The sequence below is a fragment of the Ruegeria sp. CF8 genome (genome assembly GCF_056537285.1).
Genome location: NZ_JBQFRG010000005.1, coordinates 171,159 through 197,844 on the forward strand (window position 1 = coordinate 171,159; position 26,686 = coordinate 197,844).

Consider the following 26,686-nt stretch of genomic DNA (forward strand, 5'->3'; position numbering starts at 1 on the left):
TCTAACCCTCCACAGTGTCAATTAAAGATTTTAAATTTTCGAGGTAACCAATTACTTCTTCAACACTACCTGGATTGCGAAGCGCCTGATCAAGAGAATTGTGTACCTCTGCGACAAGACCGACTTTATAGACCGCCGTTTTTTCGTAGTAATCCATAAAAGACTTCTGCTCCATTTGAAGCTCTACAATAGCATTTCGATATCCAACAGCATCACTGGTATTAAATAGTAGAACCGTTTCATTTTTTTTATTCAAATCCGCAATCCGCATAGAAAGAGTGCGCGGATCCTTTGAGGTGCCTTTGTCCACACCTAAGTTTAGTAGGTGCAGCTGCAACTCTCTGGCAACAGTGTTGACGTCATCGTTCGATGACTTCACAACAGATTTCATCCGATTGTAACGCAAAGTTGCAATTGCTGAAGAAACGACTTTTCCTACTGTGTCACTTTCGCTTTGACGCTTAGAAACAAATTCCGTTAGCTCTTTTATTTCTGCTGCCTTCCCAAGTTCAGAAAAAGATGCCAAAGCTGCCGCGTAACTTTCCGTTATTTCTGAGTCGCTTGATGCGTCCATCAAAAGCTCCAGTGCAGCAACGTAAGCACTAAGCGTGTCCATTTTACGTTTTGCCGAAGTAGCTTCGTTTTGAACCGGTTGGCGGCCACCAAGTGGTAAATTTACTACCTTGCATGAACTGGTCGCTACCGCGATATCGTCCTTAAGCAAGACTCTGCACCCTTCACTAAGGAACCACGCATCTCCTGCTTGGGCCGACGCCGTCAGTTCGGCTTGACGCGCCGATTCCAAACCCGGTTTGAGCGACGTAGATACTTGGCTCTCCGCCGAGGTCAAAACATCATTCAACGCCTTAAATTCCGTAGAAACACGATCCGTAGAGCAACCCACCAAGGCAAATGACAATGCAAAGACAACAAAATTGCTGATTTTTGGTAGCATTTAAATCTCTCAATCTAAAAACAATGAATATATCCAAATTTATTGTCGCAGACTTCAAATAAGATAATCAAGTATTTTTGTTCACTGCGGCGGTGCAGTCGAAAGGGATGGGATAATAACCCAAAAACAAACGGACCGTCACCTGGAAATCACCCAAAATGCCAGATCAGTAATGCAGGCGCTACTGTAGTGAACATCAAATGTGAAAAGGCTTGGAGCAAGGTATACGCTCGAGATCCTATTATCGAAAATCACCGATGTCCTCGACAATAAAAGGTTGAATAGACAACCCACTCCCGGCGCTCGGTATGGGGCCGACCGGGGAAATACCTGCATTTGTTTTACCTCCCCTCTTTAGACGCTCAGGGATTGCGGTCGTATTGACAATTTCACGTAAACGCTCCGCCTCTGTGATTGCAGAAACATTCTGATCACGCCCTGCGACATACCCCAAGTCACCAAGTGCACGCTCTAGGACAGACGACTCGAGCCCAGGTGATGAAATAGCTGCAACGTATCCTTCCGTGGCGGCACTCCAATCACCCAGATTGGCAGAGGCATCCGAATAAGCGATGAGCGAATTCGACGAAATCGCCGGGGCGTCATCGCTTGCCAGCCAAACAGCCTGCAATGCAGCTCCACGTGCAGTCGAAAACGCAGAAGAACGGAAGTCTGTGTCGTCAGATAGCTGTGCCGCCAGCATCAAACTATCGGATAGCCCTTTGAATCGTTTTGCGAGATCAAACGCTGAGTTCTGATTCAAGGCAGCTTGAAAACTAGGCGCAGTAGCAGAAAATTGCGGTGCTGCAGAAAGTGAAAGAGCGTCTTCGGGAACCGCGAGACCCACTGCATCGGCATAGACAATCGACGCAAAGACTGCGAGTTCGCGAGACCTTTTCTTATCCTCTGCCTGTAGTTCTATAGCTCGGTCTAAGAGTGCGTCACCGCCAGAAGTATGCGAGATCTTTGCTAGTTGACGCGTTAGATTATTCCAAGCGATTTCAAAGTTCTGACGCTCTTTTGTTGGAAGATCAGCCTCGCGGCCAGCCAAAGCCCGGTCGACAATACAAGCCCTTCGATGGAAGAAAGTGCCTAAGTCTTCTCTGGGCTGCCAATCCTTTTTGTGGGCTGATGCTGAACCGTCTGGAAGAGTCACCTTGATTATTTTACGAATCGCCGCGTGAAGGCGGGCGTTGGTGTGCCTTTCAGAAGTATCGGTGCTGCGCAGAGCATCGTACAACTCCTCTCCTGTCGCGTTAATAAGGAGTTCCGCAGTTTCGTCCACTTCATCAGGAAAAAATTCTTCCATCCAGCCCACAAGTGGATCCCGAAGGCACTTGGCAGGAAGAACAAGACCCAACCCCTTATCAGCGTCAGAAGATTTCTGTAAAATAACACCGAGCGTTAAAGCCATAGACGGGTCGGTTAACGGCGCGCCGCTATCACCGCCTTCTGACTGGTACGCGAGCCGATATGTACATAACATTTCGCTGGAATCGTGTTCAAAAGCATCCGGCGCCAGACTTCCTACATCTTCAATTAGCTTGGTCGAATTGGCAAAATATGATTGTACGACCGCCTTGTCATAGGTTTTCTGTAGAGGCCCAATCGCGACCCGGCGTTCCCGCATCTTTTGTCGAATATTTTCGTCAGATACTTGAAGTAGCACTAAGTCTCTTGCTTGATTCTCTTTCGGTAACTCCCTACTCGAGCCCGTTTCCCCCAGAACGGCTATGATCGTGGCCTCTGTTTCCCCGTCGCGCCTACCATCGAAGTTCTTAAATACGAGATCGAGATTCGCACCCACCGCCGCTGCTCCAAAACGTTCGTTGATTGCGTCGAGAGCAACGTGTCGAGGCGTAATCAACAGCCCGAGAGTTCCGTCTACTACAACCGCGTTTCCACGGTAGTCAGCTTTGCTTCTTTGACCAGGGTCATAGACCTTTGCCACAGTCCGATTATCGCCTTGAGAGACTGGGGACGTTCCCGAATAGGCGTCGATAGTAATGTTACAATAATCAAGTGCGTAGCCCGCGGTTGGCAGGACTAAAGTAGTACAAACAATCGCGGGAAAAGCTAGTTTTCCCAGCATCTTAGTTTCCATATGTTAGAGTTATTCGTTGAAGTTCTGAAGCTGATATCTCACCACCCAACCCCGCATCTATCGGTGGAACGGCCACACTGATCTCCCCGTTTGCATTTTCGGTCAAAGCGAATTCAAGAGTGATGACGAACTCCGTAGCTTCGAGTGGCGGCTCTCCTCCGATCGCAATACTTCGCGCCGCCGCGCCTTCGAAAATGGCATTTGACAGTACCGAACGGATAGTATCGCTCGCCGCCGAAACGTTTTCGGACGCACCAGCTTCCGGTGGGGTAAGCAGCATTCTTACGTTTGAAGTCACGGAGTTCGCGTGCGAAGCGCCAAGTTTGATGATCCAGAAGCCTACACGCCCGTCGACTTCGATCCGATTGATCACATTAAGTTCTACTTCAACCTCAGACAACGGTAGCATTTCGTTTTTGTCCAACGCATCCTGAGCATCCAAGAGAGACAATTGAATTGTCTGAATCATTGACGAAAGCGTTACCTCTTCGGCGACGACTGAAGCTGGGCAGAGCAAGCAGACTAGCAATGTTGAACGAAAAAAATTCCTAAGCATCAGAAACATTTCCAGAAATTATTTGACCTAAATTAGCGCCTACTATGGTGCATCTTTAACATCAGTTTATCAACATTTTATATAATGCATTGTTTTTGAATGAAGATTATCCATAGGTTGTGTTTTTGCTTTGGTCGCAAGGATGCTTCAGTAAATTTAGCATTCTGCCTGACGCCGCAGATGGAAATAAAGCATACCCAAAAACTGCGCCTTGTTCTTGGTGGCCCCCGCGCGGATCGGCTCTTGAATGAATTGGATCGATCCGCAACGGCTCTTGAGCTACGGGCAGCCGTAGCGCAGAACTCCAAAACCGCACAACGCCAGTCTATCCAGGGTCAGGTGGCAGAAGAAACCTCACCCGGCCTGTTGCGCCGAACAGCCGGTAACCTCGGCAATCCTCTGGATGCGGCGCGCGAGGTGTCCCAGTCCATTGCCGCGATAGATCCGGCCAGCATGTCAGCTCGCGAGAGAGGTATATTCGTGGAAATCGCCAAAGCGCTGACCGGCATCAAAGGAAAGGACGCACAGGACGCGCTCAAGGCAGTCAGGGGCGCATTGAAGGGGCAACCGCTCAAAGATGTACAATCAGAGCTTATTGGCCGTGTGGTGGCTGGTGCTACTGCTCTTGGGATTTATCAATCAGGGAAGCAATCCCTAGCGCGGTAACAGTCCCGCAGACACAGGCGATGAAGAAGGGGACAAAACCGAATTGATAGTAAATCTGCATGTACCCCCAGCCAATCGCATAAACGGTAATAGGGGCGCAGAGCAGTATAAGCACAATGGCGAGGTGAATAAGCAATCTACGCATGCCAACAATTTAAGAACGTCCGCGCGCCACGTCCAGACAGGAGGCGATACATGACCAGCGAAACCAAGATTTGCGGAGCCAAAACAAAAGATGGTGTTTGTATGAATGCCCCCGTTGAGGGAAAGGCCCGGTGCCGCCTTCACGGTGGCCTATCGACCGGTGCAAAGACGACAGAAGGCCGGAAACGTCAGTCGGAAGGGGCCAAAGCGCTATGGGCTGAACGTCATAGGCTGATGGCGCTGGCACGAGAGAAGCAAAGGGCGGCGATGGATTGAGCTATCGAAGACCATGCAGCATCCGTTGCTTTTGACGGGATCAATCAGAAGTACAGATCCACAACGAAAAAACCACTTAAGTCTATTGGATTAATCTGGGAGTGAATATACTTGTCCACCCCAGCCGCCGCCCAAATAACTTTGGCCCAAAATGTGCCCTCGCGTACCGTATTCAAATTCGACGCCCTGGTTGCCGAGTTCTTCAACGGCTTTTGGTGTGACTTCAAACATTAGTGTACCGTCCGTGGAATATGGATAGATGTTCAAATAGTCGCCTACATCGTAATTGGGAACTTGCTTCAAGTTTTCTACAATTTCCGATTCAGCCAGTGCTTCAAGCATAGTTTGCCTAACTTCCTCGTCGTCGAAGAGATTGATATTGCCATAATTAAATAGTTCAACCACGGGATCCGGAGCAACCTGCGGTGGAGTAAAACTAATACCCAGAGAGTCAGCCAAAGGACTACTAGGAGTTTGCACGCTTGGAGCAAAGTAAGTTAGGTTGGAAAAAGTGTCAGTTGCAGGGTCATAGCGTTCCTCAAGAAAATTCTCTGGCCAAGGTTGTATTTCTTCTGTGCTCTCAAACGCTTCATCTGTAAGGAGGCCAAAAACGTCCGGGTCATCAGAGTACAAGTCATCGCGTAGTGCTTCGCTGAGACGATCAATGTACTCTTCAAGGCCCTGCTCGTTTGCAGGAATTTGGCCGTCCGGAAAGTAGTTTAACACTTTTCCTCCGGTTGTTTTCCGCGTCTTGATGACCGCAGAAACAGATGCCTTGACGATGTTCCAGGCTTTTTTAAGTCTGTTGGGGTCAGGGTCGTCTATTGGGGTCTCCATTATGCGAATGTTGATTGGCTTTCCGGAATCGTCGAGATCCCACTGCTTGTAAAAAGTCACGGCCAAATACTCATAACATGCTGTATCCTCCGGAACACCTTCCGCGAGCATGCCGAGTAGGTAGTTTCCATGGACACGCTCATCTTCTTCAAAGACTTCGAGCTGACTTTGGCATTCCCTTCCTTCTTCACGGTGAGGTTCATGTTTACATGTGTCAGTGAAGTAGTCGTGAACCACCGAGGCTTTTAGGTGGTTGCCTGAAAACGGTCCTCCTACAAAACTCCAAAACACTCTAGGAATTGAAGCGCCATCAATCACGTAGTTACCAACCGTAGAGTATTTTTCACCCCACGGTGCCTCATAGATCAGGGGACTTTCTAGTAGGAAAAGTGGACGATCAATGTAGTCTCTTGATACAAAACGACCTTCTACTTCTCCATGAAACTGCCCAAACTTTTCAACCTCGATGCATGCATGGGCTTGGACGCAGGAAAAAATAGAAAGACAGATGGTTGCTCTAAACATAATTCAATCCTCAACTTGCAAAACAAGGATCCTCAGAGAGGTAGTGAGTATTCGTTGCGACAATGAAAAAGTGGTCTACGTAGCGATTTTATCACAAAAGCCTAAAACGAGCACTTTTAAAGTTTAGGGTTTGGAACTGGTGCAATCTTCACCGCTTATTGCAAAGGCTCCAAACCCACCGCCAAAACCGAAAACCAAGCCAACTTTGAAATAGTTTTCCAGACTTCTAAGGCGGTTATCTAGTGCAGATGTTGTTATGCTTGTCATTGTTATCCTTTCAAGTGTGAAAGAAATTCCCTACCCGTCCAAATTCGTTAGCTAGGGAAACCGACAACTACTTTGCCACACATAACAAGTTTCGGAGTAGCCCCGCCAAATTTTCATTTTTCCTTTTCGTCAACACCACCCCAACTCCGCTTGCGGTATCGCCTTCGTAAATGAACTGAATACCTTGCGCCTATTGCGGTGAGCTCATGCCGGAATGGAAGCGGATCGATGCGAAGTATTGCAAGGAAGGCTGTCGCAAGATGGCGGCGCGTAAACGGCGTGAGCGCAAAGCCTGCTGAACGAGGCGTTTCTAAAGTAGAGTGAAGTAGAAAGCCGGGCGCCTACTAAAATTTTGGCAAGTGGTAGGCGACAGAGAGTATTCGCAACCGTTTTCCGAGGCGGTCTATGGAATCTAAATAATCGCCAACATCCCCGCACTGCCACTGCCTTGCAAGGTTCGAATACGGACTAACGGTAACAGCAGCAATAGGCCGTATATTGCCCTTTTCTATCATCGCCACGGACAACGTCATATGCATCTTGAACATCAGCACATGAGTATCGGTAGTTTATATTAACTGCATCAGTGTGCCGACCTGGCCTTTCCGCCAACACTAAACCAATTGCCACCATTCCTCTGCAATTTGCATAATTGCCAGGGTGGGTTTTACAAGCGTTTGAACAAGACTCCCTAGCGCGCCTCGGTATCGTAATGTGAGCTGCACCTGATACGGGGGCACCCAACGCAAGACACGCCCCGCCAGCAGCAGCGTGAATCGCCGCGAACGTAGAGTTTTCCTTTGTTAGCGTATTGGCTTCGAGGCTTTGAACCTTGTTTCGAAGATCCTCGACCGAATTGCCTTGCTCTCTAAAATGTGTCTGTGTCTCAAACAACTCGGCCCTTGCTCCTTCCAGTGAGGAGGAAATATCGGCCTGCCGTGCGTCGAAAGCTTCCACGGATTCTTCAAGTGCGGTAACCCGTTCCAACTCGGTCGTTATTCGTTCCAATTCTGATTCCGCCTTGCTAACACGTGACAATGCTTCTTCTAGTTCGCTAAGAAGACACTTTCGCTGTTCAAATGTTTCCGATCCTCGAGTAGTTGCGGAAACTTCGCATTCTGCTACTACCTGACTTTGAGCAATCGCCGCCCCGCTAAAGGCAACCGACAATATCAAGCCAACCCAAAATCGCACATCTAGCATTTTCAAAAACTCCTCCTAAATACGCAATCAAAAGCGCAATCGCAGCAACAATTACTGCGCCAACAGCAGCTTTAGCTGCGTGAAGCGCAAGCTCTTCCCAGAATCCTTTTTTGGGGTCCGACACGAGAAAAACCTTAAAAAAGTGTTCCAAGAACTTTAGTTTGGACCTATTCAACAAAGCAAGGATAATTGCCCGTCGGCCTACTTGACGGCGTCTTTCCAATGCTTGTCCCTGAACTCGTCCAGCGTCGCAGATGGGCTAAACATACGCTCGGACCGAAGTTTCTTACGTTGATGCATTCTTTTGAGTTCTGTTTCGCTTCGACTGTATTCCCTCCGAGGGGTATTGAGCGCTGCTTGGATTCTAAAGTACATGAAAAAGGCGCACTCACCACGAGCGCGCGCCACCAAACGAATTACCGAAATCTCGCGCTCTCAAATACACCAGATTACCAGCTCAGGTTTTGGTTAAAACCACACCCATCCCATTGGCCGTATCGCCTTCGTTCAGAAACTGGATGCCTTGGGCCTCTAAGGCGGTTCGGATGGCTTCAACGGCATTCGAAGATGCGGATATTTTGCCAGAACCTTCAGCGCGCTTCACAGTTGGAATAGACACATTTGCCGCTTCAGCCACTCTCGCCTGAGACCATCCAATTAGTACTCTCGCTGCCTGAATTTGATTGCCCGTCATTTTGCCTCTTGATCCCTTTGGATCATCTATTATATTGATCCCAAAGGATCATATCACAGTCGGAGGAAACTGCAATGACTGAACAACGCGTTTGCGCGAACGGGGAAAGTGTATCTGGACCAATCTACCCCGTTGGTGACTACGAAAACTTCATCCATAACGGCCTGCCAAAGTGTTCTGACGACGTGTATCGTCACAAAATCTCAAAGATTGAGAAACTGCGGCAACAAAATGCTGAATACTACGCATCGCAACCGACTGATCCCAGGAAGATAAAATCCAAGGCCCTCAATCTACTGGGTGAAATCACGGACATAGACGAAATGCTGGATCAAACTGAGGCGCTTCTAGTCGGGATTAGGAGCATCGCTCAAGATTCATTGGATGAGAGCTTCTACGCATATCAGGCCATCCTGACGATGGCCCGCATGTGTGAGCAACAGGTTTCAGGCTCGATAGAGAACGTAAAGCTGGCTGCCCACCTTGCTCGACCTTCGGGCGTTCAGGGCAGCGCTGATCCGGCACCGAACAACTGGCTCACAGCTGTACATGGGTGACAAGCGCAATTCGGATGGCACGTGCTTCAAGTGGTTCGATATCAGGTCGTTTCCGAAGGAGCCGCCTTTGGTAGTGGCTAAAGGTGATTCGCAATCTACTTTGTAGTTTCGACCGATAGTCAAACCGCATTTATGATTGCCATGAAAGGCGCTGAAGTCCAAAAGTAGACAAAACTCAATGAAAAGAATCCCTTAGAGACCGGCCCATCGCGCCCCTGTAACCCATTGAAAAAAGTAAAACTTACCATATATTAGGAAAGCATTGGTACTGGCGAAGAAGGTCTTTTTTGCGTGCCGTTTCTTTAGGTTCGCAATCGCCACAAGCGTCGGAGCGCAGTCATGAATTTTAGTAAGGAAAACCTAAAGCACGATAGTGAAGAAGGGCGGGCAAAACGCCGCCCTGTTCGGTTTGCAGGCGCACCTGAATACGAGGATGTGCTGGAATCGTCCTTCCTGTTCGATGCCGAACGGTCAGGATTTTATCGTGTCAAAAAACCCAGAAAGAAAACTAAAGAGTCAATTTCCACGGAACCAGTCGCTCCCCTCGCAATCTTCTAAGTTCTGGGCGAAGGAAAAAGACAGATATCTTCGGCAGCTATTAATCGGCGATATAGAAGACGTTTCTGGTCGAGAGACGGTAGTATACTTCGCGCGTCTTTCAGAAGGTATTAACCACTCCGACACTGATGACCTTTCAGAGGTTCTGGAAGGTGTAAACGGGGATGAAATTGATCTAATTTTGCAAACCCCGGGCGGTATGGTCGATGCCGTTGAAAAATTCGTGACGATTTTACGCCAGAGAAAGAAGTCGTATCGTGTGATTGTGCCTGGGCTCGCGAAATCGGGCGGTACGGTAATTGCTATGTCGTCCGAAAAGATACTTCTTGGGGTGAATTCGGAACTCGGCCCTATCGACCCCCAATTCGTAATGCCCGATTTGGGAGCAGTACCTTGCCAATTCATTGCGAGCGACCCCACGCAATCACCCTTGCTACAGTCCCTGGCCAAATCGGCAGTCGTTCGTATGCGACAGCTAGCTGAAAGAATTCTCTCGGAAGGGATGCTTAAAGGTAGTTCTCAGCAAAAACTAGAAGACGTGATTCAAAAAGTCTCTTCTTCGGATACGTACAACTCCCATGGAGCTGTCATCGATTTTTCTGAAGCCCAAAGTCTTGGACTTTCGGTAGAGTGGATGCCACCTGACGAGGAGCTCTGGAAAAAGGTCTGGTTGCTTTACTGCTGTTATGACCATGACGTTAAGCTGAGGAACATTGGAAAAATTGTTGAAGGCGCAACTAATAGTATTGCGCGTCCATTGTCTTACTAGCCTGTTTATTGGGTTGACCAAATAAATCTATGCCATTTGTCCCCTATTTGTCCCCCAGAAGTAGTTAAGGCGCCAGTTGGGCTGCTGAACATTCCACACGGAAGGCGATTAACTTACTGATATTAAATTGAAAAAAGTGGTGAGCCGTGCAGGATTCGAACCTGCGACCCACTGATTAAAAGTCAGTTGCTCTACCAACTGAGCTAACGGCCCACTCTTTTTGATGGATCTCTACGATCCGTGGCGCTCTTTACGGCAATTCCCTGATCAGGTTCAAGCCCTAATTAACGCCTCGTTTCGCCTTTACATATTGTGTTTCCGGCGACCCGATAGGCGGCCTAATTAGGCAGGTGTCGCAGGGGGGTCAACCCCTTTTTTCACGATTCTGCGCAACAGGGTGGATTCATGTTCGGACCGGGGTTATATCGCCGCCATGCAACAGAGACTCGATACCGGTTTGCCCTTCATGAAGATGCACGGGCTGGGAAATGACTTTGTCATCGTGGATGCGCGCGCCCGCGATTCCCGGATCACCCCGGCTCTTGCAAAGGGAATCGGCCACCGACAGTTTGGCGTGGGTTTCGACCAACTGGCCGTGATTGAAAACGGACAGGCAGACGCGCATCTGATCTTCTACAATTCCGATGGATCAACCTCGGCCGCATGTGGCAATGCCACACGCTGCATCGCGCGGTTTCTGATGGATGAGACCGGAAAGTCCGAACTGGCCCTGACAACGGAACGCGGCGCCCTCTTTGCGAAAGATGCCGGTGATGGTCTGACCTCGGTAAATATGGGACAGCCTCAACTGAACTGGCAGGACATTCCACTGGCAAAGGAGATGGACACGCTGGAATTGCCGATCGAGGGCGCACCGACAGCGACCGGGATGGGCAATCCGCATTGCACCTTTTTCGTCGAGGATGCCGAGGCGATTCCATTGACCGAGTTTGGCGCGCGTTACGAACACCATCCACTCTATCCTGAGCGCACCAATGTTCAGGTCGCACAGGTGATCGGCCCGGATCATGTCCGTATGCGCGTCTGGGAGCGAGGTGTGGGGATCACATTGGCGTCTGGCTCATCCTCCTGCGCGACGGCGGTTGCAGCCGCACGGCGCGGTCTAACGGGGCGCAAAGTACAGATCGAGCTGGATGGCGGCACGATTTGGATCGACTGGCGCGAGGATGGAGTCTGGATGACCGGCCCGACAGCCCACGTCTTCTCGGGCACCCTCACCCCTGAGTTCTTGAGGTCATTGGGATGAACCCGCCCAAATTCACCACTTTGGGCTGCCGCCTGAACGCCTATGAAACCGAGGCGATGAAAGAGCTGTCGCAGCAAGCAGGTCTGACGGATGCTGTGGTGGTGAACACATGCGCGGTAACGGCTGAGGCGGTCCGCAAAGCCCGGCAAGAGATCCGCAAACTGCGGCGCGAGAACCCCAACGCCCGTCTGATCGTCACCGGCTGCGCGGCGCAGACAGAGCCGGAAACTTTCTCCGCCATGGCAGAAGTCGATGCAGTGATCGGCAACACCGAGAAGATGCAGCCAGACACCTGGAAGGGCTTGGCCGCCGATTTCATTGGCGAGACCGAAGCAGTTCAGGTCGACGACATCATGTCCGTGACCGAAACGGCAGGCCATCTGATCGACGGCTTTGGCACACGCTCACGCGCCTATGTGCAGGTCCAAAACGGCTGTGATCACCGCTGTACCTTCTGCATCATTCCCTATGGCCGTGGCAACTCGCGCAGCGTGCCTGCAGGTGTGGTCGTAGACCAGATCAAGCGGCTGGTGGACACGGGCTATAACGAAGTGGTTCTGACAGGGGTCGATCTCACTTCGTGGGGGGCCGACCTGCCCGCACAGCCCCGGCTGGGCGATCTGGTGATGCGCATCCTCAAACTGGTGCCCGACCTGCCGCGCCTTCGGATCAGTTCAATCGATTCGATCGAGGTCGACGAGAACCTGATGCAGGCCATCGCGACCGAGCCACGCTTGATGCCGCACCTGCACCTGTCGCTTCAGCACGGGGACGACCTGATCCTGAAACGGATGAAACGCCGCCACCTGCGCGACGATGCGATCCGCTTCACAGAAGACGCCCGTAAGCTGCGCCCTGACATGACATTTGGTGCCGATATTATCGCGGGGTTTCCGACGGAATCCGAAGCGCATTTCGAAAACTCGCTCAGGCTGGTCAAAGACTGCGATCTCACCTGGCTGCACGTCTTCCCATACTCCAAGCGCGACGGCACGCCCGCTGCGCGGATCCCACAGCAAGTCAATGGAACAGTGATCAAAAGCCGCGCGGCGCGACTGCGCGCGGCCGGGGATGCTCAGGTCTCAAAGCACCTGTCGGAGCAAATCGGCAAAACCCATCACATCCTGATGGAAAACCCCCATATGGGCCGGACCGAGCAATTCACCGAAGTGTCCTTCACCACGCCTCAGCCCGAAGGTCAGATTGTGACGGCTGCGATCACCGGACAGACTGCAGACCAACTCACCGTCTGATCCGCCCTTCATCTGGCCCAAAATACCTCGGGGATGAATTGGCCAATGGCCAAGAAGGGGCTGGCCCCTTGCAAGCAACCTCGCAAATAAAAATCCCCCGCAACCGGGTGGCGCGGGGGTTTCGATTTCTAATTCCGAAAAAGGATCAATCCTCAGGACGGAGCTTGCCCTTGTGCGGCGCCCACAGGCGCTTGTTCACCAGATACAGCAGGACTGACAGAACAGACAGGAAGATGACGCCAACAAAACCGGCGTTCTTGCGATCCATCAGTTTGGGCTCAGCCGCCCACATCAGGAAGGCTGCGACGTCTTCCGACATATGCTCGACGGAGTTTGAGTGCCCATCGGCAAACTCAACCTGTTCGTCCGCCAGTGGCGGGCCCATCGAAATCCAACCGCCGGGGAACGCGGTGTTTTCGTACAGGATGGTGCCTGCCTCTTCCTTTTCCTTGCCAGTGTAGCCGTCCAGCAGCGAGGCGATGTATTCCGCGCCACCCATGCCTTTGACCAACTGGTTGATGCCCAACCCGTAAGGGCCGTGGAAGCCCGCACGCGCCTTAGCCATCAGGCTCAGGTCGGGTGCACCGACGGCCGTATTGGCCGGGAAGTGGTCGGTCGGGATCGCCGGGCGGAAATCGTCCAATTCAGGGTCGAAAACCTCAAAATTGTCCGCCGCATAGGTGATGACCTGCTCTTCGTTGTAACCCAGCGCTTCCAGATCGCGCAGAGGAACATATTGCAGGCCGTGGCAGGCTGCGCAAACCTCGGTATAGATTTGCAGACCGCGTTGCAGCTGGTTTTGATCCCAGGTGCCAAACGGACCTTCGAACGAAAAGGCGAAGTCTTCGATATGCTGCTCGCCGCCACCTGCCGCAAAAGATGCAGCAGGGGTCAGGGCCAGAGCAAACGCAGCGCCGATTGCAAGTTTCTTGAACATGGTATCCGGTCCCTCTTCTTACTCGGCCGGCGTGGCTTCGGCATCAGCCTTGCCATAATGCGCGTTGAAGTCTTCTTCGATGGTCTCCGGTGGGGTCAGCGGTTTTTCGATGACACCCAGGATCGGCAGGATCACGAAGAAATAGGCGAACCAGTAGGCGGACGCGATCAGCGAGAAGGTCGCATAGGGCTCTTCCGCGGGCATCGCACCCAACCACATCAGGGCAAAGAAGTCGATGATCAGCAGGTAGAACCACCATTTGAACATCGGCCGGTATTTACCCGAACGCACGCTCGATGTGTCCAGCCACGGCGCCAGCGCCATGGCCAGGATCGCACCAAACATTGCAATCACACCGAAGAACTTGGCGTCGATGATGCCACCGGTGATGAAGCTAGCGAATTGTACAACCCAGACCTCGCCTGTGAAGGCCCGCAGGATCGCGTAGAAGGGCAGGAAGTACCATTCCGGAACGATGTGTGCAGGTGTGACCAGCGGGTTGGCTTCGATGTAGTTGTCCGGGTGGCCCAGGTAGTTCGGCATAAAGCCGACGATTGCCCAGAACACGACTAGGATCACGGCCAGCGCAAACAGGTCCTTGATCACGAAGTACGGCCAGAACGGCAGGGTATCTTTCTCGGCCTCGGCTTTTGAACCACGGCGCACTTCAACACCCGTTGGGTTGTTGTTGCCGGTGGTGTGGAAAGCCCAGATATGCACGATAACCAGCGCCGCGATGATGAACGGCAGCAGGTAGTGCAGCGAGAAAAAGCGGTTCAGCGTGGCGTTGTCCACAGCGGGTCCGCCCAACAGCCAAGTCTGGATCGCTTCACCCACAAACGGGATCGCACCAAACAGGCCGGTGATCACGGTCGCGCCCCAGAAGGACATCTGGCCCCAAGGCAGAACGTAGCCCATGAACGCGGTACCCATCATCATCAGGTAGATGAGCATGCCGATGATCCACGTGATTTCACGCGGGGCTTTGTACGAGCCGTAATACAGGCCGCGGAACATGTGAATGTAGACCGCAACAAAGAACAGCGAAGCACCGTTCATGTGCAGATAACGGATGAAGTAACCGCCATTCACGTTGCGCATGATGTGCTCGACGCTGGCAAAGGCCAGATCGACATGCGGTGTATAGTGCATCACGAGAATGATGCCGGTAACGATTTGCAGCGCCAGGCAGAACGCCAGGACGATGCCCCAGATCCACCACCAGTTCAGGTTCTTGGGGGTCGGGATCATAAGGGTGTCATATAGCAGGCCGACGATGGGAAGGCGGCTGTTCAGCCACTTTTCGCCGTTAGACTTCGGCTCGTAGTGATCGTGGGGAATTCCGGACATAAACTGGGTCTCCCTTAGCCGAGTTTGATGGTTGTTGCGTCGACCCACTCAACAGGTGGAATCGGCAGGTTTTCCGGTGCGGGGCCTTTGCGGATCCGGCCTGCCAGATCGTAGTGCGAGCCGTGGCACGGGCAGAACCAACCGCCAAAGTCGCCAGCATCACCCAGAGGCACACATCCAAGGTGCGTACAAACGCCCATTTGAACGATCCAGGCTCCCTCGGCTTCGCCTTCGGGCGACGGCATGACGCGGTTGGCGTCTGTTGCAGGTGCATCTGCGTTCAGGTTGAAGTTGCGCGCCAGCGGATCAGGCAAGTTGCCAACGGCTTCTTCGTCCTGTTGCTGGGCTTCGGCAATCTCGGCACCGGTGCGGTGACGGATAAACACGGGTTTACCCAGCCATTTAACTGTCAGCTGTGTGCCCGGCTCAACCCCGCTTACATCCGTGCGGATCGACGAAAGCGCCTGCACGTCTGCTGACGGGTTCATTTGGTTGATCAGGGGCCATACGGCTGCACCCGTTGCAACGACACCTGCGCCGCCAGCGACGTAATACAGGAAATCTCTGCGGGTGCCTTCGTGGTCTTCTGCGTGGGACACGAGGTTATCTCCGATTGTCTGGCGCCCGCGGACGGGCAAAAAGCTCGCGCACCGCGTGAAAGCGGCGTCTTAAACGCGCTTACTATCGGGGAGAATAGTGTTCGTCCAGCGTTCATAAACGCGCAATACGCCGCATGTGCCGCTTCATTTAGGGAACGAAGCCGATTTTTTGGTGAATCTTGCGCTCAACTTTGTTGATCAGGTCGAATCAGGCGGCTTTGATTCGATTGCCAGCCGACACCGACAACGACGCCCAGCAGGCGCGGGACGTTCCAGCCATGTACCGCAGAATTGCGCCTTGAATGTTCACAATCCAACCGGTGGGAACGGGATTGTTTTCTGCAAAATCATATTCCCCAAATAGATGATTTAAATTGCAAATTGTGCAGGCTTACCCCGTTGCACTTTTTGCGCGAATGCAGGACAGCGGGCAAAACGCGCGAACTCCTGTCAGGAGACCCCCTATGTCAAAACCCCTGTTGACCACAGCTGTACTTACATTGGCCCTGTCCACTCAGGCCCTTGCCGCAGGTGACCCCGAAAAGGGAAAGGCGATGTATAACCGCTGCTCGTCATGCCACGCGATCATCAAAGACGGAAAAGTTCTGGTCAAAGGCGGAATCACCGGGCCGAATCTCTATGGCGTCGTCGGACGGGTTGCCGGATCCGAGAATGACTACCGTTATGGCAGCGAACGCCTGCCCATCGGCATGTTCACCGACGACATGATCCGCGCCGGTGAAGAAGGTCTGGTCTGGAACGAAGAAAACATCGCGGCCTATTCCAAAGACCCGATCGGGTTCATCAAGGACTATCTCGACGACGACACCGCCCGCCCGAACATGAGCGTCAAGCTCAAGAAAGGTGCGGAAGATATCGCCGCGTATCTGGCGACATTCAGTCAGTAACGCAGACGCGGCTGCGGATGCTTTAGCCCTGAGGGCGGGTGGCCACCATGCTGGGTCGCTCGCCAAACTCCGCAAACCACTTGGCAAGCGCGTCATTGCCCTTGCGCCACCCCCGCGCGTCATGGCGCAGATCCAGATAACCCAGCGCACAGCCGACGGCGACCTGCCCCATATCCAACGGGCCCGACAAATGCGCCATCCAACGTTGGTTCAGCACAGCGCAGGCCCGGTCAATCTTGACCCATTGCGATTCGATCCACGCATCCCACTTTTTGTCATCGGGACGCAGGCGATCCTCATAAGTCATCAAAAGGGCTGCATCCAGAATACCGTCAGCAAGCGCTTCGAGTGTCAGAACATCCCAGCGGCCTGCGCCCTCGGGATAAAGCTTTCCACCTGCACGGGCATCCAGAAAAGCACAGATTACCCGACTGTCGAACAAGGTCGGTCCATCAGGGCGTTCCAGAGCTGGAACTTTTGTCAACGGTGCTTTGGTAACCAGCGGCTCAGCCGGTGAGATCGGTGTTCCTGCCACGGTCTCCAGCTCAACATCTTCAAGCTGATCTGTTTCATGCAGCAAAACCATGACTTTGCGTACATAGGGCGAAGTCAGACTGTGGTAGAGTTTCATCGGAAGGCTCCCTGTTTCAGCCGACCTTACAGGAGGTCTGTAAAAACGAAAGCCCACACTTCGCTGACGGCTAAGCCTTGCGCATCAACTCTTGCAGAACACTCAATTCGGACCCGATCCCCGACGACGCAACCTGTTCAGACGCCCGCAAGCGCACATCATCAGGCTTGTTCTGGCTCAACTTCCAGGTGCCCTGAACATCCTCTACCTGCATTCGGCACGGCACGATCATCCGCATCATTTTGGTCAAAGCCTCGTCTGACATCTTGCCCGTGCCCCATGGCAGCTTGGGCAACAAGCGTTCTTCATAAAAGGCCGATTGCCGGTTCAACAGATCCAGCAGCTCGTCCTGCGGGCGCAGCTCCAGCTGCCCGGTCAAATGCACGGCCACATAGTTCCAGGTTGGAACCTGATCCTCCACCTCGTACCAATCTGGCGAGATGTACCCATCCGGACCCTGCACCGCGATCTTCACCGCTTTCGGCGTGCCCAAGGCGCGCACGATAGGATTTGAGCGGACGAGATGAAGTTCAGCCACCAGCCCATCTGCGGACAAAAGAAACGGCACATGGCTCAACAGTGGGGTACCATCTGTCGACAAGGCCAAAACACCGAATCCTCGGTCACGTGCAAACGCAATATGGCGCGCGCGGTCCTCGGCGCGAAAGGCGGGGTTCGGGTGCATGGCGGTCCTCCTGCCAAATCTCTTGCAGACGAGGCCCAAGATATGCAAGGTCCGTCTTGTTCTCAGGGCGGGGCGGAATTCCCCACCGGCGGTATGCGGGCAACGACCCGTAAGCCCGCGAGCGGCCCAGACGTGTCCACGATCCGAAAAGCGGCAACCGGTTTTCGGAAAAAGTGTGGAAGCGCCAAAGGGTGTCAAGCAGATCTGGTGAGAGGCCAGAGCCGACGGTTACAGTCCGGATGAAAGAGAACGTGCAGCGCGCCCTTAACGCGGTGTGCTTGCCCGTGATCGCCTTGGGTGACGTGTCTGTTACGAAAGGAGATCATAATGACACACACCCGCTACGCTTTTATCAAAGCCAACTGGCATTCCGATATCGTTGACCGCGCGCTTGACGGTTTCCTCGAACTCATCCCCGCCGAGCAGGTCGATGTCTTCGACGTTCCGGGCGCGTTCGAAATGCCCCTGTTAGCGCGCGACCTGGCCCAAACAGGCAAATACGCCGCCGTGGCATGCGCCGCCTTCGTTGTGGATGGCGGCATCTACCGCCACGATTTCGTCGCGCAAGCTGTCGTTGATGGCCTGATGCGCGCCGGACTGGACACGGGCGTTCCTGTCCTGTCGGTCTCGCTGACACCGCACCAGTATCAGGAAACCGACCACCACAACGCTATCTACCGCGACCATTTCGTTCGGAAGGGACGCGAAGCGGCTCAAGCCGCACTGATGATCACGGATACCCGCGCGAAAGTCGCGCAGGCCGCCTAAGCTTCATTTTTTGAAAAATACTCAAATGCGCCGCCCACCGGGCGGCGTTCACGTCCTCAAAGACCAAATCCGCTTGAGGCCGGGGGCCTTGCCCGCTAATCACAACCCGCAAAGGAGCACGCCCCATGTCGATGAACAGCTTTGGACACCTCTTCCGCGTCACCACCTGGGGCGAAAGCCATGGTCCCGCATTAGGCGCGACGGTCGACGGCTGCCCTCCGGGTGTTCAAATCGACGAAGCCATGATCCAGCACTGGCTGGACAAGCGTAAACCGGGGCAGAACAAGTTCACCACCCAACGCCGTGAACCCGATCAGGTGAAAATCCTGTCCGGCGTGTTCGAAGGTCAGACGACCGGCACCCCAGTGCAGTTGATGATCGAGAATACCGATCAACGCTCGAAAGACTACGGCGACATCATGGACAAGTTCCGTCCGGGCCACGCCGACATCACCTATTGGCAGAAATACGGGATCCGCGACTATCGCGGAGGCGGGCGCAGCTCAGCCCGGGAAACCGCATCCCGCGTCGCCGCCGGAGGGCTGGCGCGCGAGGCGATCAAACAGATCGCGCCGAATGTACAGATCACCGGCTACATGACGCAAATCGGACCGCATAAGATCGACCGCGCGAAATTCGACTGGTCTCAGATCGAGCAGAATCCATTCTGGACACCCGATGCACAAGCAGCCGAGGACTGGGCCGCGTATCTGGACGATCTACGAAAATCCGGCAACTCTGTCGGCGCGGTCGTTGAAGTCGTCGCGCGCGGTGTTCCAGCAGGGATCGGAGCACCCGTTTATGCCAAGTTAGATACTGATCTGGCCGCTTCGATGATGTCGATCAACGCCGTCAAAGGCGTCGAAATTGGCGAAGGCATGGCCGCCGCCGAACTGACCGGTGAAGCCAACGCGGATGAGATATTCATGGGCCAGAACGGCCCGCAATACAGCTCGAACCACGCGGGCGGCATTCTGGGCGGTATCTCAACCGGACAGGACATCGTGGTGCGCTTTGCCGTGAAGCCTACCTCGTCGATCCTGACCACGCGCAAGACGATCACCAAGTCGGGTGAAGAGACCGAGATCATCACCAAGGGCCGCCACGACCCCTGCGTCGGCATCCGCGCGGTTCCGGTTGGCGAAGCGATGATGGCCTGCGTGATCCTTGACCACCTGCTTCTGCATCGCGGTCAGATCGGAGAGAACCGTGGACGGATCGGCTGATCTGCGCACGCGCCTGCGGGCAGTGGTCGCGCATCGCATGGAAACGGATCCGGCCCATGATCTGGCCCATCTGGATCGGGTCTGGACCAATGCTCAGGCCATCGCGGATGATCAAACCGATATGTCCGTGCTATTGGCTGCAAGTTATCTGCACGATCTGGTAAATCTGCCCAAGGACGATCCTGACCGACATCTGGCATCTCGCAGGTCCGCAGTGGAATCAGTGCCTATTCTGGGGGATTTGGGATATAATTCGGACCAGATCCGCGCCATCCAGCACGCAATCGAAGCCCATAGCTTCTCGGCCAATATTGCTCCAAAAACGGCCGAGGCACGCATCCTGCGCGATGCAGATCGGCTGGACGCCTTGGGAGCCATCGGTATTGCGCGCAACTTTTCCGTTTCGGGTGCTTTGGGGCGCACTCTTTATGACGCGGCAGATCCCTTTGCCCAAAACCGGCCATTGGACGACCTGCATTTCTCGCTCGACCATTGGAAAGTCAAACTGCTGGGGTTGCCGGACGACATGCTGACCAAGACCGGCAGGCAGATTGCGGAGCAACGCACCGAGCGTATGATCCGTTTTCTTGAAGAGTTTGCCGAGGAAATCGGCAGTTCCTTGCCTCAATCCTGGATAAATGACTAAACCCACCCGTTGATCTTTGGCCGCCAAAGGCGCAGGTTCGCGCCGATGACAAAACCCTTAACATCGCATCGACCTCTGCTGGCAGTGACGCTGAAACTGGGCGCGCTGTTCCTGTTCACGTCGATGTCCGCCTTGGTCAAAGCTTTATCGGATGAATTCCCACCGGGCCAATTGGTGTTCTTTCGGTCCCTGTTCGCGATTCCCGTCATCATTCTTTGGCTCATCGCGCGCGGTGAGTTGTCCAAGGGCTTTGTGGTCAAGAAACCCATGGGCCATTTCTGGCGCGGCGTTCTGGGCACCAGCGCCATGGGGCTTACCTTTACGGGTCTCAGCCTGCTGCCTCTGCCCGAGGTGACGGCAATTGGCTATGCCACACCGATCTTCACTCTGATTCTGGCTGCTGTGATGCTGGGCGAACGCATTCGTCTGATCCGTATCGGCGCGGTGGCTCTTGGTCTGTTGGGGGTCATGATCATGATTTGGCCGCGCCTGGGCACCACCGAGATGGAGGTTGCGGCCACCATTGGTGCACTATGCGTTTTGGGCGCAACCGTCGCGCGCGCCTTTGTTCAGATCCATATCCGACAACTGGTCAAGGTTGATCACCCAGCTGCCATCGTCTTCTATTTCTCGATGACGGCAACCTTGCTGTCGGCAATGACCGCGTTCTGGGGCTGGACGATGCCGACGCTGAATCAGGCTCTAATACTGATCATGATGGGCCTGATCGGCGGGGTTGCTCAGATTTTGGTGACGTCCTCTTATCGCTTTGGTCAGGCTTCCATGCTGGCACCTTATGACTACGCGACCATGCTGTTTGCGATTGTGATCGGCTACGTATGGTTCGACGAACTGCCAACGCTTGCAATCCTGATTGGGGCCGCTTTGGTTATCGCAGGCAATGTCGTTGTGATCTGGCGCGAACACCAATTGGGACTCGAGCGGGGCAAGGCACGGTCGGTCACAGACCCCAAAGCGTGACTTTACCTTTTGTAATCTTCCCCTAGGTTGGGCCGGACAATCAAAGAGGTTTCCCCATGAGCGACGCGCAGGATCACAAGGAAAAGATGCAGCAGGTGCAGGCCAAGCACCGCAAGAAAGTGTCGGAGGCGGTTGACCCCGGCCGCGGTCTGGTTCTGATCAACACCGGTAAGGGCAAAGGTAAATCCTCAGCTGCCTTTGGCGTCGTCATCCGCGCATTGGGTTGGGGCCAGAAGGTTGCTGTGGTGCAGTTCATCAAGGGCAAGTGGAAAACCGGCGAGCGCCGTTTCTTCGAAGAACGCGATCTGGTGACGTGGCACACGATGGGCGAAGGTTTCACCTGGGACACGCAGGATCGTGAGCGCGACATCGCCGCGGCTAACGCGGCCTTCGACAAGGCGCGCGCCCTGATGTCCAGCGGCGAATACGAGCTTGTCGTGCTGGACGAGATCAACATTGCCTTGCGGTACGAGTATCTGTCTGTAGATCAGGTCATCGACGGCTTGAATGCGCGTTCGGACAAGACCACCGTGTTTCTGACGGGCCGCGACGCGCCCCAAGCCCTGCGTGACTACGCCGACCTGGTTACTGAGATGACCGAGGAAAAACACCCCTTCCAAGCGGGTATCAAGGCACAACGCGGCGTAGATTTTTGATGGGTAACTGACGCGGGTTTTCCGGCCTGCGTCGTTCAGCCAAAACGGCTCAGCGTTGTTTCAACAATCTGTCGAATCGAAGCGCGCGGGGTAAGATCGCTGACTCTCGAACGATTAGGCTGTTTTACCTCGGGATGGTCGCGGCGCGGCTTTTGGCAGTCGACATAGGCGCAATAATCTCCGTCGCAACACGTGCATCCACATGCAGCCAGCGCATCATGGCGCGCCATAATCTCATCTAGTGACTCGCTCATTTCGACCTCGTTCTGCTTAGACAGATTCGTTTCCGGAGCGGCGGCAAGCTATCACTAAGATCATGCTAAGCCCGCAAGCCGCCCCGAAACCATGAGCTTGATGGTACAACATCTGGCGTTGCACATAATCTGACTATTTATGTCGGGATTTTCAAGTCAAAAAACACCCCAAGGATTTCTCGGGGTGCCGGTCGCATTCGTACTGGAAATCAAAGCGCGCGATTCTGCGGGTCCAACGTAACCGACCAGAGTTCGGTATCTGCCCGGTCCATCAGCCGAACCGTCATCTGTTCCGTCGCTCCGTCAATGTCCACCAGACCAAAGAACTGAAGACCCTCGCTGGGCGGAAGGTTCACCCCCTGCCCTTCGGCGGGTGCTTTGACGTATTTGACCTCGGGGCCGAACGTGCCGTCCAGGGCGTTTGGACCAAATGTCCCTGCGTGCAGCGGACCCGAAACAAACTCCCAAAACGGTTCAAAATCCTGGAATTGTGCCTTGTTAGGGTCATAGTAGTGCGCAGCGGTGTAATGAACATCAGCCGTGAACCAAACCGTGTTGGTGATGCCGGCCGTCTTGATGAAACGTAGCAGATCAGCAATCTCCAACTCGCGCCCCTTAGCTGGTCCGCTATCGCCGTTCGAGATCGCCTCTGCTCCGGCCTGTTCCTTCCAGTTGTCCCAGACGATCAACCCGATTGGCATGTCCGAGGCAATCACCTTCCAAGTCGCTTGCGATCCTGCCAGCTCTTGCTTGAGCCATGCCAGTTGTTCCGCGCCCAGAATGCGGGATTGATCCGTGATTTCATCCTCCATCGACGGGCCGTTCGGTCCACGATAACTGCGCAGGTCCAGAAAGAAGACATCCAGCATCGGACCATAGGAGATCTTGCGATACACACGCCCGGGCTCTGCCGGAGTAATGCGCAACGGTGTCATCTCTTGGAAAGCACGTCCGGCTCGGGACTGAAGAACATGCACGGACTTCTCGGTGTATCGGTCATCGGAAATCAGATCCTTTGCATCGGACCAGTTGTTCACAACCTCATGGTCATCCCACTGGAAAAAGGTCGGGCAAACGGCATTCATGGCCCGCACATGCTCGTCCATCATGTTGTATTTCCACTGGGCGCGGAACTCGTCCAGTGTTTCGGCCACCTTGCGTTTCTCGTCGATCAGAGTTGTGTTCTTCCAGATCAGTTGGCCGTCTTTCTCGACCTCATCCGTCATGGGGCCGTCAGCATAAACGGTATCGCCAGAGTGGATGAAGAAGTCCGGCTTGTGCTGCGCCATGGTTGCGTATGTGCGCATACCTTCGTCATCAATACCCCATCCCTGGCCGGCGGTGTCGCCTGACCAGGCAAATCGAATGTTGCGGCGTGAGGTTGGTGCAGTGCGGAATTGTCCAATAATAGGCTCTGAAATGACATTGATGTCATTCAGATCGGCAGCAACGAACCGGTAGAAAATATCCTGATCCGACGGAAGTCCCTCGACCAGACGTTTGACGGCAAAATCGCTGTTGGGGATAGCATCCATCGGCGGGAGTTTTCGGGCGTCTGCGAAGCTTTCTGTGGTCGATACTTCCATCATCACGCGAGACGGGCGATCCGTACGGGTCCAGATCATGCCCGATGTCGTATCAACATCGCCAGACTGAACGCCATGCGTAAACACGGGGCGCGATCCAGCGCGGCTGATGGCTGGCATGGCCAGTGAAGCGGCAAAGGCAGTGCTGCCTGCCAGAAAAGAACGACGGTTTGGGCGTAAGATCTTGGTCATAGTGAGGCTCTCCTGTCTGGTGATCGATTCTCCGACCACGCGATTGGTGCGCCGATATGAGCCGCCAGTTTGTAAAACCCGCGGCTCAGTTTCTTGACAGTATCATGATGATACCATGACAGTTGTGGATAACGTCGTCAGGCAGCGACGTCCTGCTCGGTCGCGCTGAGCGAGATGACCAGCACCACAGCCGCACCGTTCAGCCAGTAAAACGCCGCATCCATTCCCGTGAAGCCAAAGATGCTGGGTGCAAACAGAAAGGTGACGCCGACCAACAAGTCCACCGCCAGATGAAACCTGTAGGGCAGAACCCGCCAGATCCCCAAATGGTGATCGGTTAGAACCGTCAGAACAAAGGCGGCCACCCCGGTCGCAACAGACAACCACAGGGCCAGCGGATTGGACTGACCCAGCCCCAGAATGAATGGCAAGGTCATCAGGGCAACGGCGACCGGGTAATCCAGATAGGCGTGGACAGAGCGGGTAACAAAACGCAGGGACATAAGGTTTTTCCTTTCCTCAACCAGTGATGAAAGGAAGCTAGTCTGGCGATCCCGAACGCTGAATTCCTGATCGTTTCTGAAATCATGCAGATCGTTCAGATTTGTCGGAGTATCAGTGCATCGCCCTGTATGCAGCCGGCGAGAGTCCAACCTGTTTTTTGAAGACGCGCGAAAAGGCGGCTTCCGAGGCATATCCGACTTCGGCCGCGGCATCAGCCACGTTCCAGCGCGCCTCCGTCAGTCCATGGCAGGCGATCTGCATCCTCCAGTCAGTGAGATACTGCATCGGCGTTGTTCCCATTTTCTCGGCAAAAAGCTGAGCAAAGGCAGTGCGTGACATACCGGCCTCTCGCGCCAAAGACGCAACGCTCCAATCCTCGGCCGGGGCTTGGTGGAACGCGGTCAGCGCCCGCGAGATGCGCAAATCGGCAAACCCGGCCAAAGCTGAGTCCTGCGGACTCTGACGTTCCAGGTAGACCCTGATTGCCTGCGCGAACAGCACCTCGGACAATTTCATCGCAATCAGGTCGCCGCCAATTTTCGCGCCAGAAACCTCGGAACCGATCATACGCAGAGTCGATTCCATCCATGCCCCGGCCTCTTCGCCGTAGTTTTCGATCAGGATGTAGGGCGGAAGACGGTCGATCAGCATGTGCCCTGTGCCCTTCCGCCCGGCAGGACCTGTGAAAGAGAAGTGACCGCAGATCAACTGCGTATCGCGTTCGTCGTCAGGACCACCGTAAACCAGCACACCGTCGCCTGTGTAACCTGCCATCTCGAGCACCTGTTCCAAAGGCAACGCATCCAATGGCTTGACCTCGGCACAGAGCAACGCGTGTGGAGCACCGTGGGGAATCAGGATCAAGTCACCCTGCCGCAGCCTCAGTGTCTCGCCAGTCGTCGAGACATGCACCTTAAGCTCACCACGCTGCACAAAATGAAACCGCGCCACGTTTTCGTAGCCCGGCACCTGAATGCCGAAGGGCGGTGTGAACGATGTGCGGAAGTAGAACGTGCCGCGCAGGGACAGGCGCGTGAGAATATCGCTGAGCAGATCCAACATGCGCCAAAGATACGCGATATGTGCAGATCGTCCAGCTTACCGGACGATTTGCACGAAGCTTTGCACGTTCTGCAAAGAAAATCCCCGCCGAAGCGGGGGGTTGAAAGCTTACGCGCGAACCAGCTTTTCGTAATCTTCCGCGATCTCGCGGGTCAGGTCGCCCACTTCGAATGTATATTCGCCGATCTGCCCGACAGGCGTAACCTCGGCGGCGGTGCCAGTCAGCCAGCATTGTTCAAAATCAGCCATTTCTTCTGGCTTGATGCGGCGCTCGTGAACGGTGATGCCTTTGTCTTTCAACATCTGGATCACCGTCTGGCGCGTGATGCCGTTCAGGAAGCAATCAGCCAGGGGTGTGTGAACCTCTCCATCCTTGACGAAAAAGACATTCGCGCCGGTCGCTTCGGCCACATATCCACGCCAGTCCATGAACAAGGCGTCCGAGCATCCCTTAGCTTCGGCTTTGTGCTTCGAGATGGTGCAGATCATGTAAAGACCTGCGGCCTTGGCGTGAACCGGGATGGTTTCAGGGCTGGGGCGCTTCCATTCGGCAATGTCCAGCTTTGCGCCTTGCATCTTGGCGTCGCCGTAATAAGCGCCCCAAGGCCAAACCGCGACAGCCATGCGCACCGGGTTCTTCGCCGACGCCACTCCCATATCCTCACCCGAGCCGCGCCAGACCAGAGCACGCACATAAGCGTCTTGCAGACCGCTGGCTTTCAGCGCTTCTTCCTTCGCGGCTTCGATTTCATCGACCGAATAGGGAATCGGCATATCCAGCGCTTCGGCTGAAGCGATCAGGCGCTCGGAATGTTCGCGGCTTTTGAAGATCTTGCCGTTGTAGGCGCGTTCGCCTTCGAACACGGACGACGCATAGTGCATTGCGTGGGTCAGAATATGGACATTGGCCTCACGCCAGGGCACCAGCTTGCCATCCAACCAAATGGTGCCATCACGATCATCATACCCCGCCATGCGAAACCTCCTGAACCGGGTTGAATTTGCGATTGTTGCGCCACTTAGGTCCGATGCGGACATAATGTTGCGCAAAAACTGCGATTCGATACCGC

At 54.1% G+C, this 26,686-nt stretch carries 28 protein-coding genes, 1 tRNA gene and 1 riboswitch; of the genes, 12 read left to right on the forward strand and 17 right to left on the reverse strand.

The window, feature by feature from the left end; genetic code table 11:
• Nucleotide 1: 1 nt before the first annotated feature.
• The 3 genes from ACR0EV_RS13255 to ACR0EV_RS13265 all read right to left on the reverse strand — a co-directional run bounded on the left by ACR0EV_RS13255 (nucleotide 2) and on the right by ACR0EV_RS13265 (nucleotide 3,624).
• Nucleotides 2–955, reverse strand: coding sequence for a hypothetical protein (locus ACR0EV_RS13255; protein WP_480800522.1), 954 nt, complete (start codon nucleotides 953–955; stop codon nucleotides 2–4).
• Nucleotides 956–1,196: 241 nt separating this feature from the next.
• Nucleotides 1,197–3,047: a hypothetical protein gene (locus ACR0EV_RS13260; protein WP_480800523.1), complete on the reverse strand. Its 1,851-nt coding sequence runs from the start codon at nucleotides 3,045–3,047 to the stop codon at nucleotides 1,197–1,199.
• Nucleotide 3,048: 1 nt separating this feature from the next.
• Entirely contained in the window at nucleotides 3,049–3,624 is a 576-nt protein-coding gene (locus ACR0EV_RS13265) for a trypco2 family protein (protein ID WP_480800524.1), read from the reverse strand.
• A gap of 171 nt (nucleotides 3,625–3,795) precedes the next feature.
• Between ACR0EV_RS13265 and ACR0EV_RS13270 the strand changes: the two genes are divergently transcribed.
• Both ACR0EV_RS13270 and ACR0EV_RS13275 read left to right on the forward strand, forming a co-directional pair.
• Nucleotides 3,796–4,281, forward strand: a complete 486-nt coding sequence (locus tag ACR0EV_RS13270) for a hypothetical protein (protein ID WP_480800525.1) — start codon at nucleotides 3,796–3,798, stop codon at nucleotides 4,279–4,281.
• 195 nt (nucleotides 4,282–4,476) lie between these two features.
• Nucleotides 4,477–4,701, forward strand: a complete 225-nt coding sequence (locus ACR0EV_RS13275) for an HGGxSTG domain-containing protein (RefSeq protein ID WP_480800526.1) — start codon at nucleotides 4,477–4,479, stop codon at nucleotides 4,699–4,701.
• Between the two features lie 90 nt (nucleotides 4,702–4,791).
• On the opposite strand, the gene ACR0EV_RS13280 is transcribed toward ACR0EV_RS13275, so the two are convergent.
• The 3 genes from ACR0EV_RS13280 to ACR0EV_RS13290 all read right to left on the reverse strand — a co-directional run bounded on the left by ACR0EV_RS13280 (nucleotide 4,792) and on the right by ACR0EV_RS13290 (nucleotide 8,227).
• On the reverse strand, nucleotides 4,792–6,063 hold the full coding sequence (locus ACR0EV_RS13280) for a DUF1353 domain-containing protein (protein WP_480800527.1): 1,272 nt from the start codon (nucleotides 6,061–6,063) through the stop codon (nucleotides 4,792–4,794).
• 735 nt (nucleotides 6,064–6,798) lie between these two features.
• Entirely contained in the window at nucleotides 6,799–7,539 is a 741-nt protein-coding gene (locus tag ACR0EV_RS13285; protein ID WP_480800528.1) for a hypothetical protein, read from the reverse strand.
• Between the two features lie 451 nt (nucleotides 7,540–7,990).
• The gene (locus tag ACR0EV_RS13290; protein ID WP_480800529.1) at nucleotides 7,991–8,227 is read right to left on the reverse strand and encodes a helix-turn-helix domain-containing protein; all 237 of its coding nucleotides are present in this window, start codon (nucleotides 8,225–8,227) and stop codon (nucleotides 7,991–7,993) included.
• A 74-nt stretch (nucleotides 8,228–8,301) separates the two neighbouring features.
• Between ACR0EV_RS13290 and ACR0EV_RS13295 the strand changes: the two genes are divergently transcribed.
• Both ACR0EV_RS13295 and ACR0EV_RS13300 read left to right on the forward strand, forming a co-directional pair.
• Nucleotides 8,302–8,784, forward strand: coding sequence for a hypothetical protein (locus ACR0EV_RS13295; protein ID WP_480800530.1), 483 nt, complete (start codon nucleotides 8,302–8,304; stop codon nucleotides 8,782–8,784).
• A 373-nt stretch (nucleotides 8,785–9,157) separates the two neighbouring features.
• Nucleotides 9,158–10,111, forward strand: a complete 954-nt coding sequence (locus ACR0EV_RS13300) for an SDH family Clp fold serine proteinase (RefSeq protein ID WP_480800531.1) — start codon at nucleotides 9,158–9,160, stop codon at nucleotides 10,109–10,111.
• A gap of 137 nt (nucleotides 10,112–10,248) precedes the next feature.
• Here the strand turns inward: ACR0EV_RS13300 and ACR0EV_RS13305 are convergent.
• Nucleotides 10,249–10,324: transfer RNA gene (locus ACR0EV_RS13305), tRNA-Lys, on the reverse strand.
• 220 nt (nucleotides 10,325–10,544) lie between these two features.
• Here ACR0EV_RS13305 and dapF point away from each other — a divergent pair.
• Both dapF and mtaB read left to right on the forward strand, forming a co-directional pair.
• Nucleotides 10,545–11,378 carry a diaminopimelate epimerase gene (gene dapF / locus ACR0EV_RS13310; protein ID WP_480800532.1) on the forward strand — a complete coding sequence of 278 codons (834 nt, stop codon included), beginning with the start codon at nucleotides 10,545–10,547 and terminating at the stop codon, nucleotides 11,376–11,378.
• Nucleotides 11,375–12,631 carry a tRNA (N(6)-L-threonylcarbamoyladenosine(37)-C(2))-methylthiotransferase MtaB gene (gene mtaB, locus ACR0EV_RS13315; RefSeq protein ID WP_480800533.1) on the forward strand — a complete coding sequence of 419 codons (1,257 nt, stop codon included), beginning with the start codon at nucleotides 11,375–11,377 and terminating at the stop codon, nucleotides 12,629–12,631. The genes dapF and mtaB overlap by 4 nt, the downstream gene beginning before the upstream one ends.
• A gap of 145 nt (nucleotides 12,632–12,776) precedes the next feature.
• On the opposite strand, the gene ACR0EV_RS13320 is transcribed toward mtaB, so the two are convergent.
• Genes ACR0EV_RS13320 through petA form a run of 3 tightly spaced genes read right to left on the reverse strand, consistent with a single transcriptional unit; the run spans nucleotide 12,777 to nucleotide 15,517 of the window.
• Nucleotides 12,777–13,568: a cytochrome c1 gene (locus tag ACR0EV_RS13320; RefSeq protein ID WP_480800534.1), complete on the reverse strand. Its 792-nt coding sequence runs from the start codon at nucleotides 13,566–13,568 to the stop codon at nucleotides 12,777–12,779.
• An 18-nt stretch (nucleotides 13,569–13,586) separates the two neighbouring features.
• Nucleotides 13,587–14,918 (reverse strand): cytochrome b, encoded by a 1,332-nt coding sequence (petB, locus tag ACR0EV_RS13325; protein WP_480800535.1) that lies wholly within the window; start codon nucleotides 14,916–14,918, stop codon nucleotides 13,587–13,589.
• 14 nt (nucleotides 14,919–14,932) lie between these two features.
• Nucleotides 14,933–15,517, reverse strand: coding sequence for a ubiquinol-cytochrome c reductase iron-sulfur subunit (gene petA / locus ACR0EV_RS13330; RefSeq protein WP_480800536.1), 585 nt, complete (start codon nucleotides 15,515–15,517; stop codon nucleotides 14,933–14,935).
• Nucleotides 15,518–15,981: 464 nt separating this feature from the next.
• On the opposite strand from petA, the gene ACR0EV_RS13335 reads away from it, so the two are divergent.
• A complete protein-coding gene (locus ACR0EV_RS13335; protein ID WP_480800537.1) occupies nucleotides 15,982–16,425 on the forward strand; it encodes a c-type cytochrome in 444 nt (147 codons plus the stop codon).
• A 22-nt stretch (nucleotides 16,426–16,447) separates the two neighbouring features.
• Here the strand turns inward: ACR0EV_RS13335 and ACR0EV_RS13340 are convergent, their stop codons facing one another.
• A complete protein-coding gene (locus tag ACR0EV_RS13340; protein ID WP_480800538.1) occupies nucleotides 16,448–17,056 on the reverse strand; it encodes a glutathione S-transferase in 609 nt (202 codons plus the stop codon).
• Between the two features lie 70 nt (nucleotides 17,057–17,126).
• The gene (locus tag ACR0EV_RS13345) at nucleotides 17,127–17,741 is read right to left on the reverse strand and encodes an FMN-binding negative transcriptional regulator (protein ID WP_480800539.1); all 615 of its coding nucleotides are present in this window, start codon (nucleotides 17,739–17,741) and stop codon (nucleotides 17,127–17,129) included.
• A gap of 54 nt (nucleotides 17,742–17,795) precedes the next feature.
• Nucleotides 17,796–17,996, forward strand: a riboswitch (FMN riboswitch).
• A 72-nt stretch (nucleotides 17,997–18,068) separates the two neighbouring features.
• Between ACR0EV_RS13345 and ACR0EV_RS13350 the strand changes: the two genes are divergently transcribed.
• From ACR0EV_RS13350 to cobO, 5 genes are all read left to right on the forward strand, one after another.
• Complete coding sequence (locus tag ACR0EV_RS13350) at nucleotides 18,069–18,509, forward strand: 6,7-dimethyl-8-ribityllumazine synthase (protein WP_480800540.1); 441 nt, start codon at nucleotides 18,069–18,071, stop codon at nucleotides 18,507–18,509.
• A 125-nt stretch (nucleotides 18,510–18,634) separates the two neighbouring features.
• Nucleotides 18,635–19,735 (forward strand): chorismate synthase, encoded by a 1,101-nt coding sequence (gene aroC, locus ACR0EV_RS13355; RefSeq protein WP_480800541.1) that lies wholly within the window; start codon nucleotides 18,635–18,637, stop codon nucleotides 19,733–19,735.
• The gene (locus tag ACR0EV_RS13360; protein ID WP_480800542.1) at nucleotides 19,719–20,381 is read left to right on the forward strand and encodes an HD domain-containing protein; all 663 of its coding nucleotides are present in this window, start codon (nucleotides 19,719–19,721) and stop codon (nucleotides 20,379–20,381) included. Before aroC ends, ACR0EV_RS13360 begins: the two co-directional genes overlap by 17 nt.
• Before the next feature lie 45 nt (nucleotides 20,382–20,426).
• Nucleotides 20,427–21,362 carry a DMT family transporter gene (locus ACR0EV_RS13365; RefSeq protein WP_480800543.1) on the forward strand — a complete coding sequence of 312 codons (936 nt, stop codon included), beginning with the start codon at nucleotides 20,427–20,429 and terminating at the stop codon, nucleotides 21,360–21,362.
• Between the two features lie 56 nt (nucleotides 21,363–21,418).
• On the forward strand, nucleotides 21,419–22,018 hold the full coding sequence (gene cobO / locus ACR0EV_RS13370) for a cob(I)yrinic acid a,c-diamide adenosyltransferase (protein WP_480800544.1): 600 nt from the start codon (nucleotides 21,419–21,421) through the stop codon (nucleotides 22,016–22,018).
• Nucleotides 22,019–22,053: 35 nt separating this feature from the next.
• On the opposite strand, the gene ACR0EV_RS13375 is transcribed toward cobO, so the two are convergent.
• The 5 genes from ACR0EV_RS13375 to ACR0EV_RS13395 all read right to left on the reverse strand — a co-directional run bounded on the left by ACR0EV_RS13375 (nucleotide 22,054) and on the right by ACR0EV_RS13395 (nucleotide 26,591).
• Nucleotides 22,054–22,272, reverse strand: coding sequence for a hypothetical protein (locus tag ACR0EV_RS13375; protein ID WP_480800545.1), 219 nt, complete (start codon nucleotides 22,270–22,272; stop codon nucleotides 22,054–22,056).
• A 209-nt stretch (nucleotides 22,273–22,481) separates the two neighbouring features.
• Nucleotides 22,482–24,050, reverse strand: coding sequence for an alkaline phosphatase D family protein (locus ACR0EV_RS13380; protein ID WP_480800546.1), 1,569 nt, complete (start codon nucleotides 24,048–24,050; stop codon nucleotides 22,482–22,484).
• Between the two features lie 137 nt (nucleotides 24,051–24,187).
• Complete coding sequence (locus ACR0EV_RS13385; RefSeq protein WP_480800547.1) at nucleotides 24,188–24,553, reverse strand: SPW repeat domain-containing protein; 366 nt, start codon at nucleotides 24,551–24,553, stop codon at nucleotides 24,188–24,190.
• 112 nt (nucleotides 24,554–24,665) lie between these two features.
• A complete protein-coding gene (locus ACR0EV_RS13390) occupies nucleotides 24,666–25,616 on the reverse strand; it encodes an AraC family transcriptional regulator (RefSeq protein ID WP_480800548.1) in 951 nt (316 codons plus the stop codon).
• A 108-nt stretch (nucleotides 25,617–25,724) separates the two neighbouring features.
• Nucleotides 25,725–26,591, reverse strand: coding sequence for a branched-chain amino acid aminotransferase (locus ACR0EV_RS13395; RefSeq protein ID WP_480800549.1), 867 nt, complete (start codon nucleotides 26,589–26,591; stop codon nucleotides 25,725–25,727).
• Nucleotides 26,592–26,686: the final 95 nt, after the last annotated feature.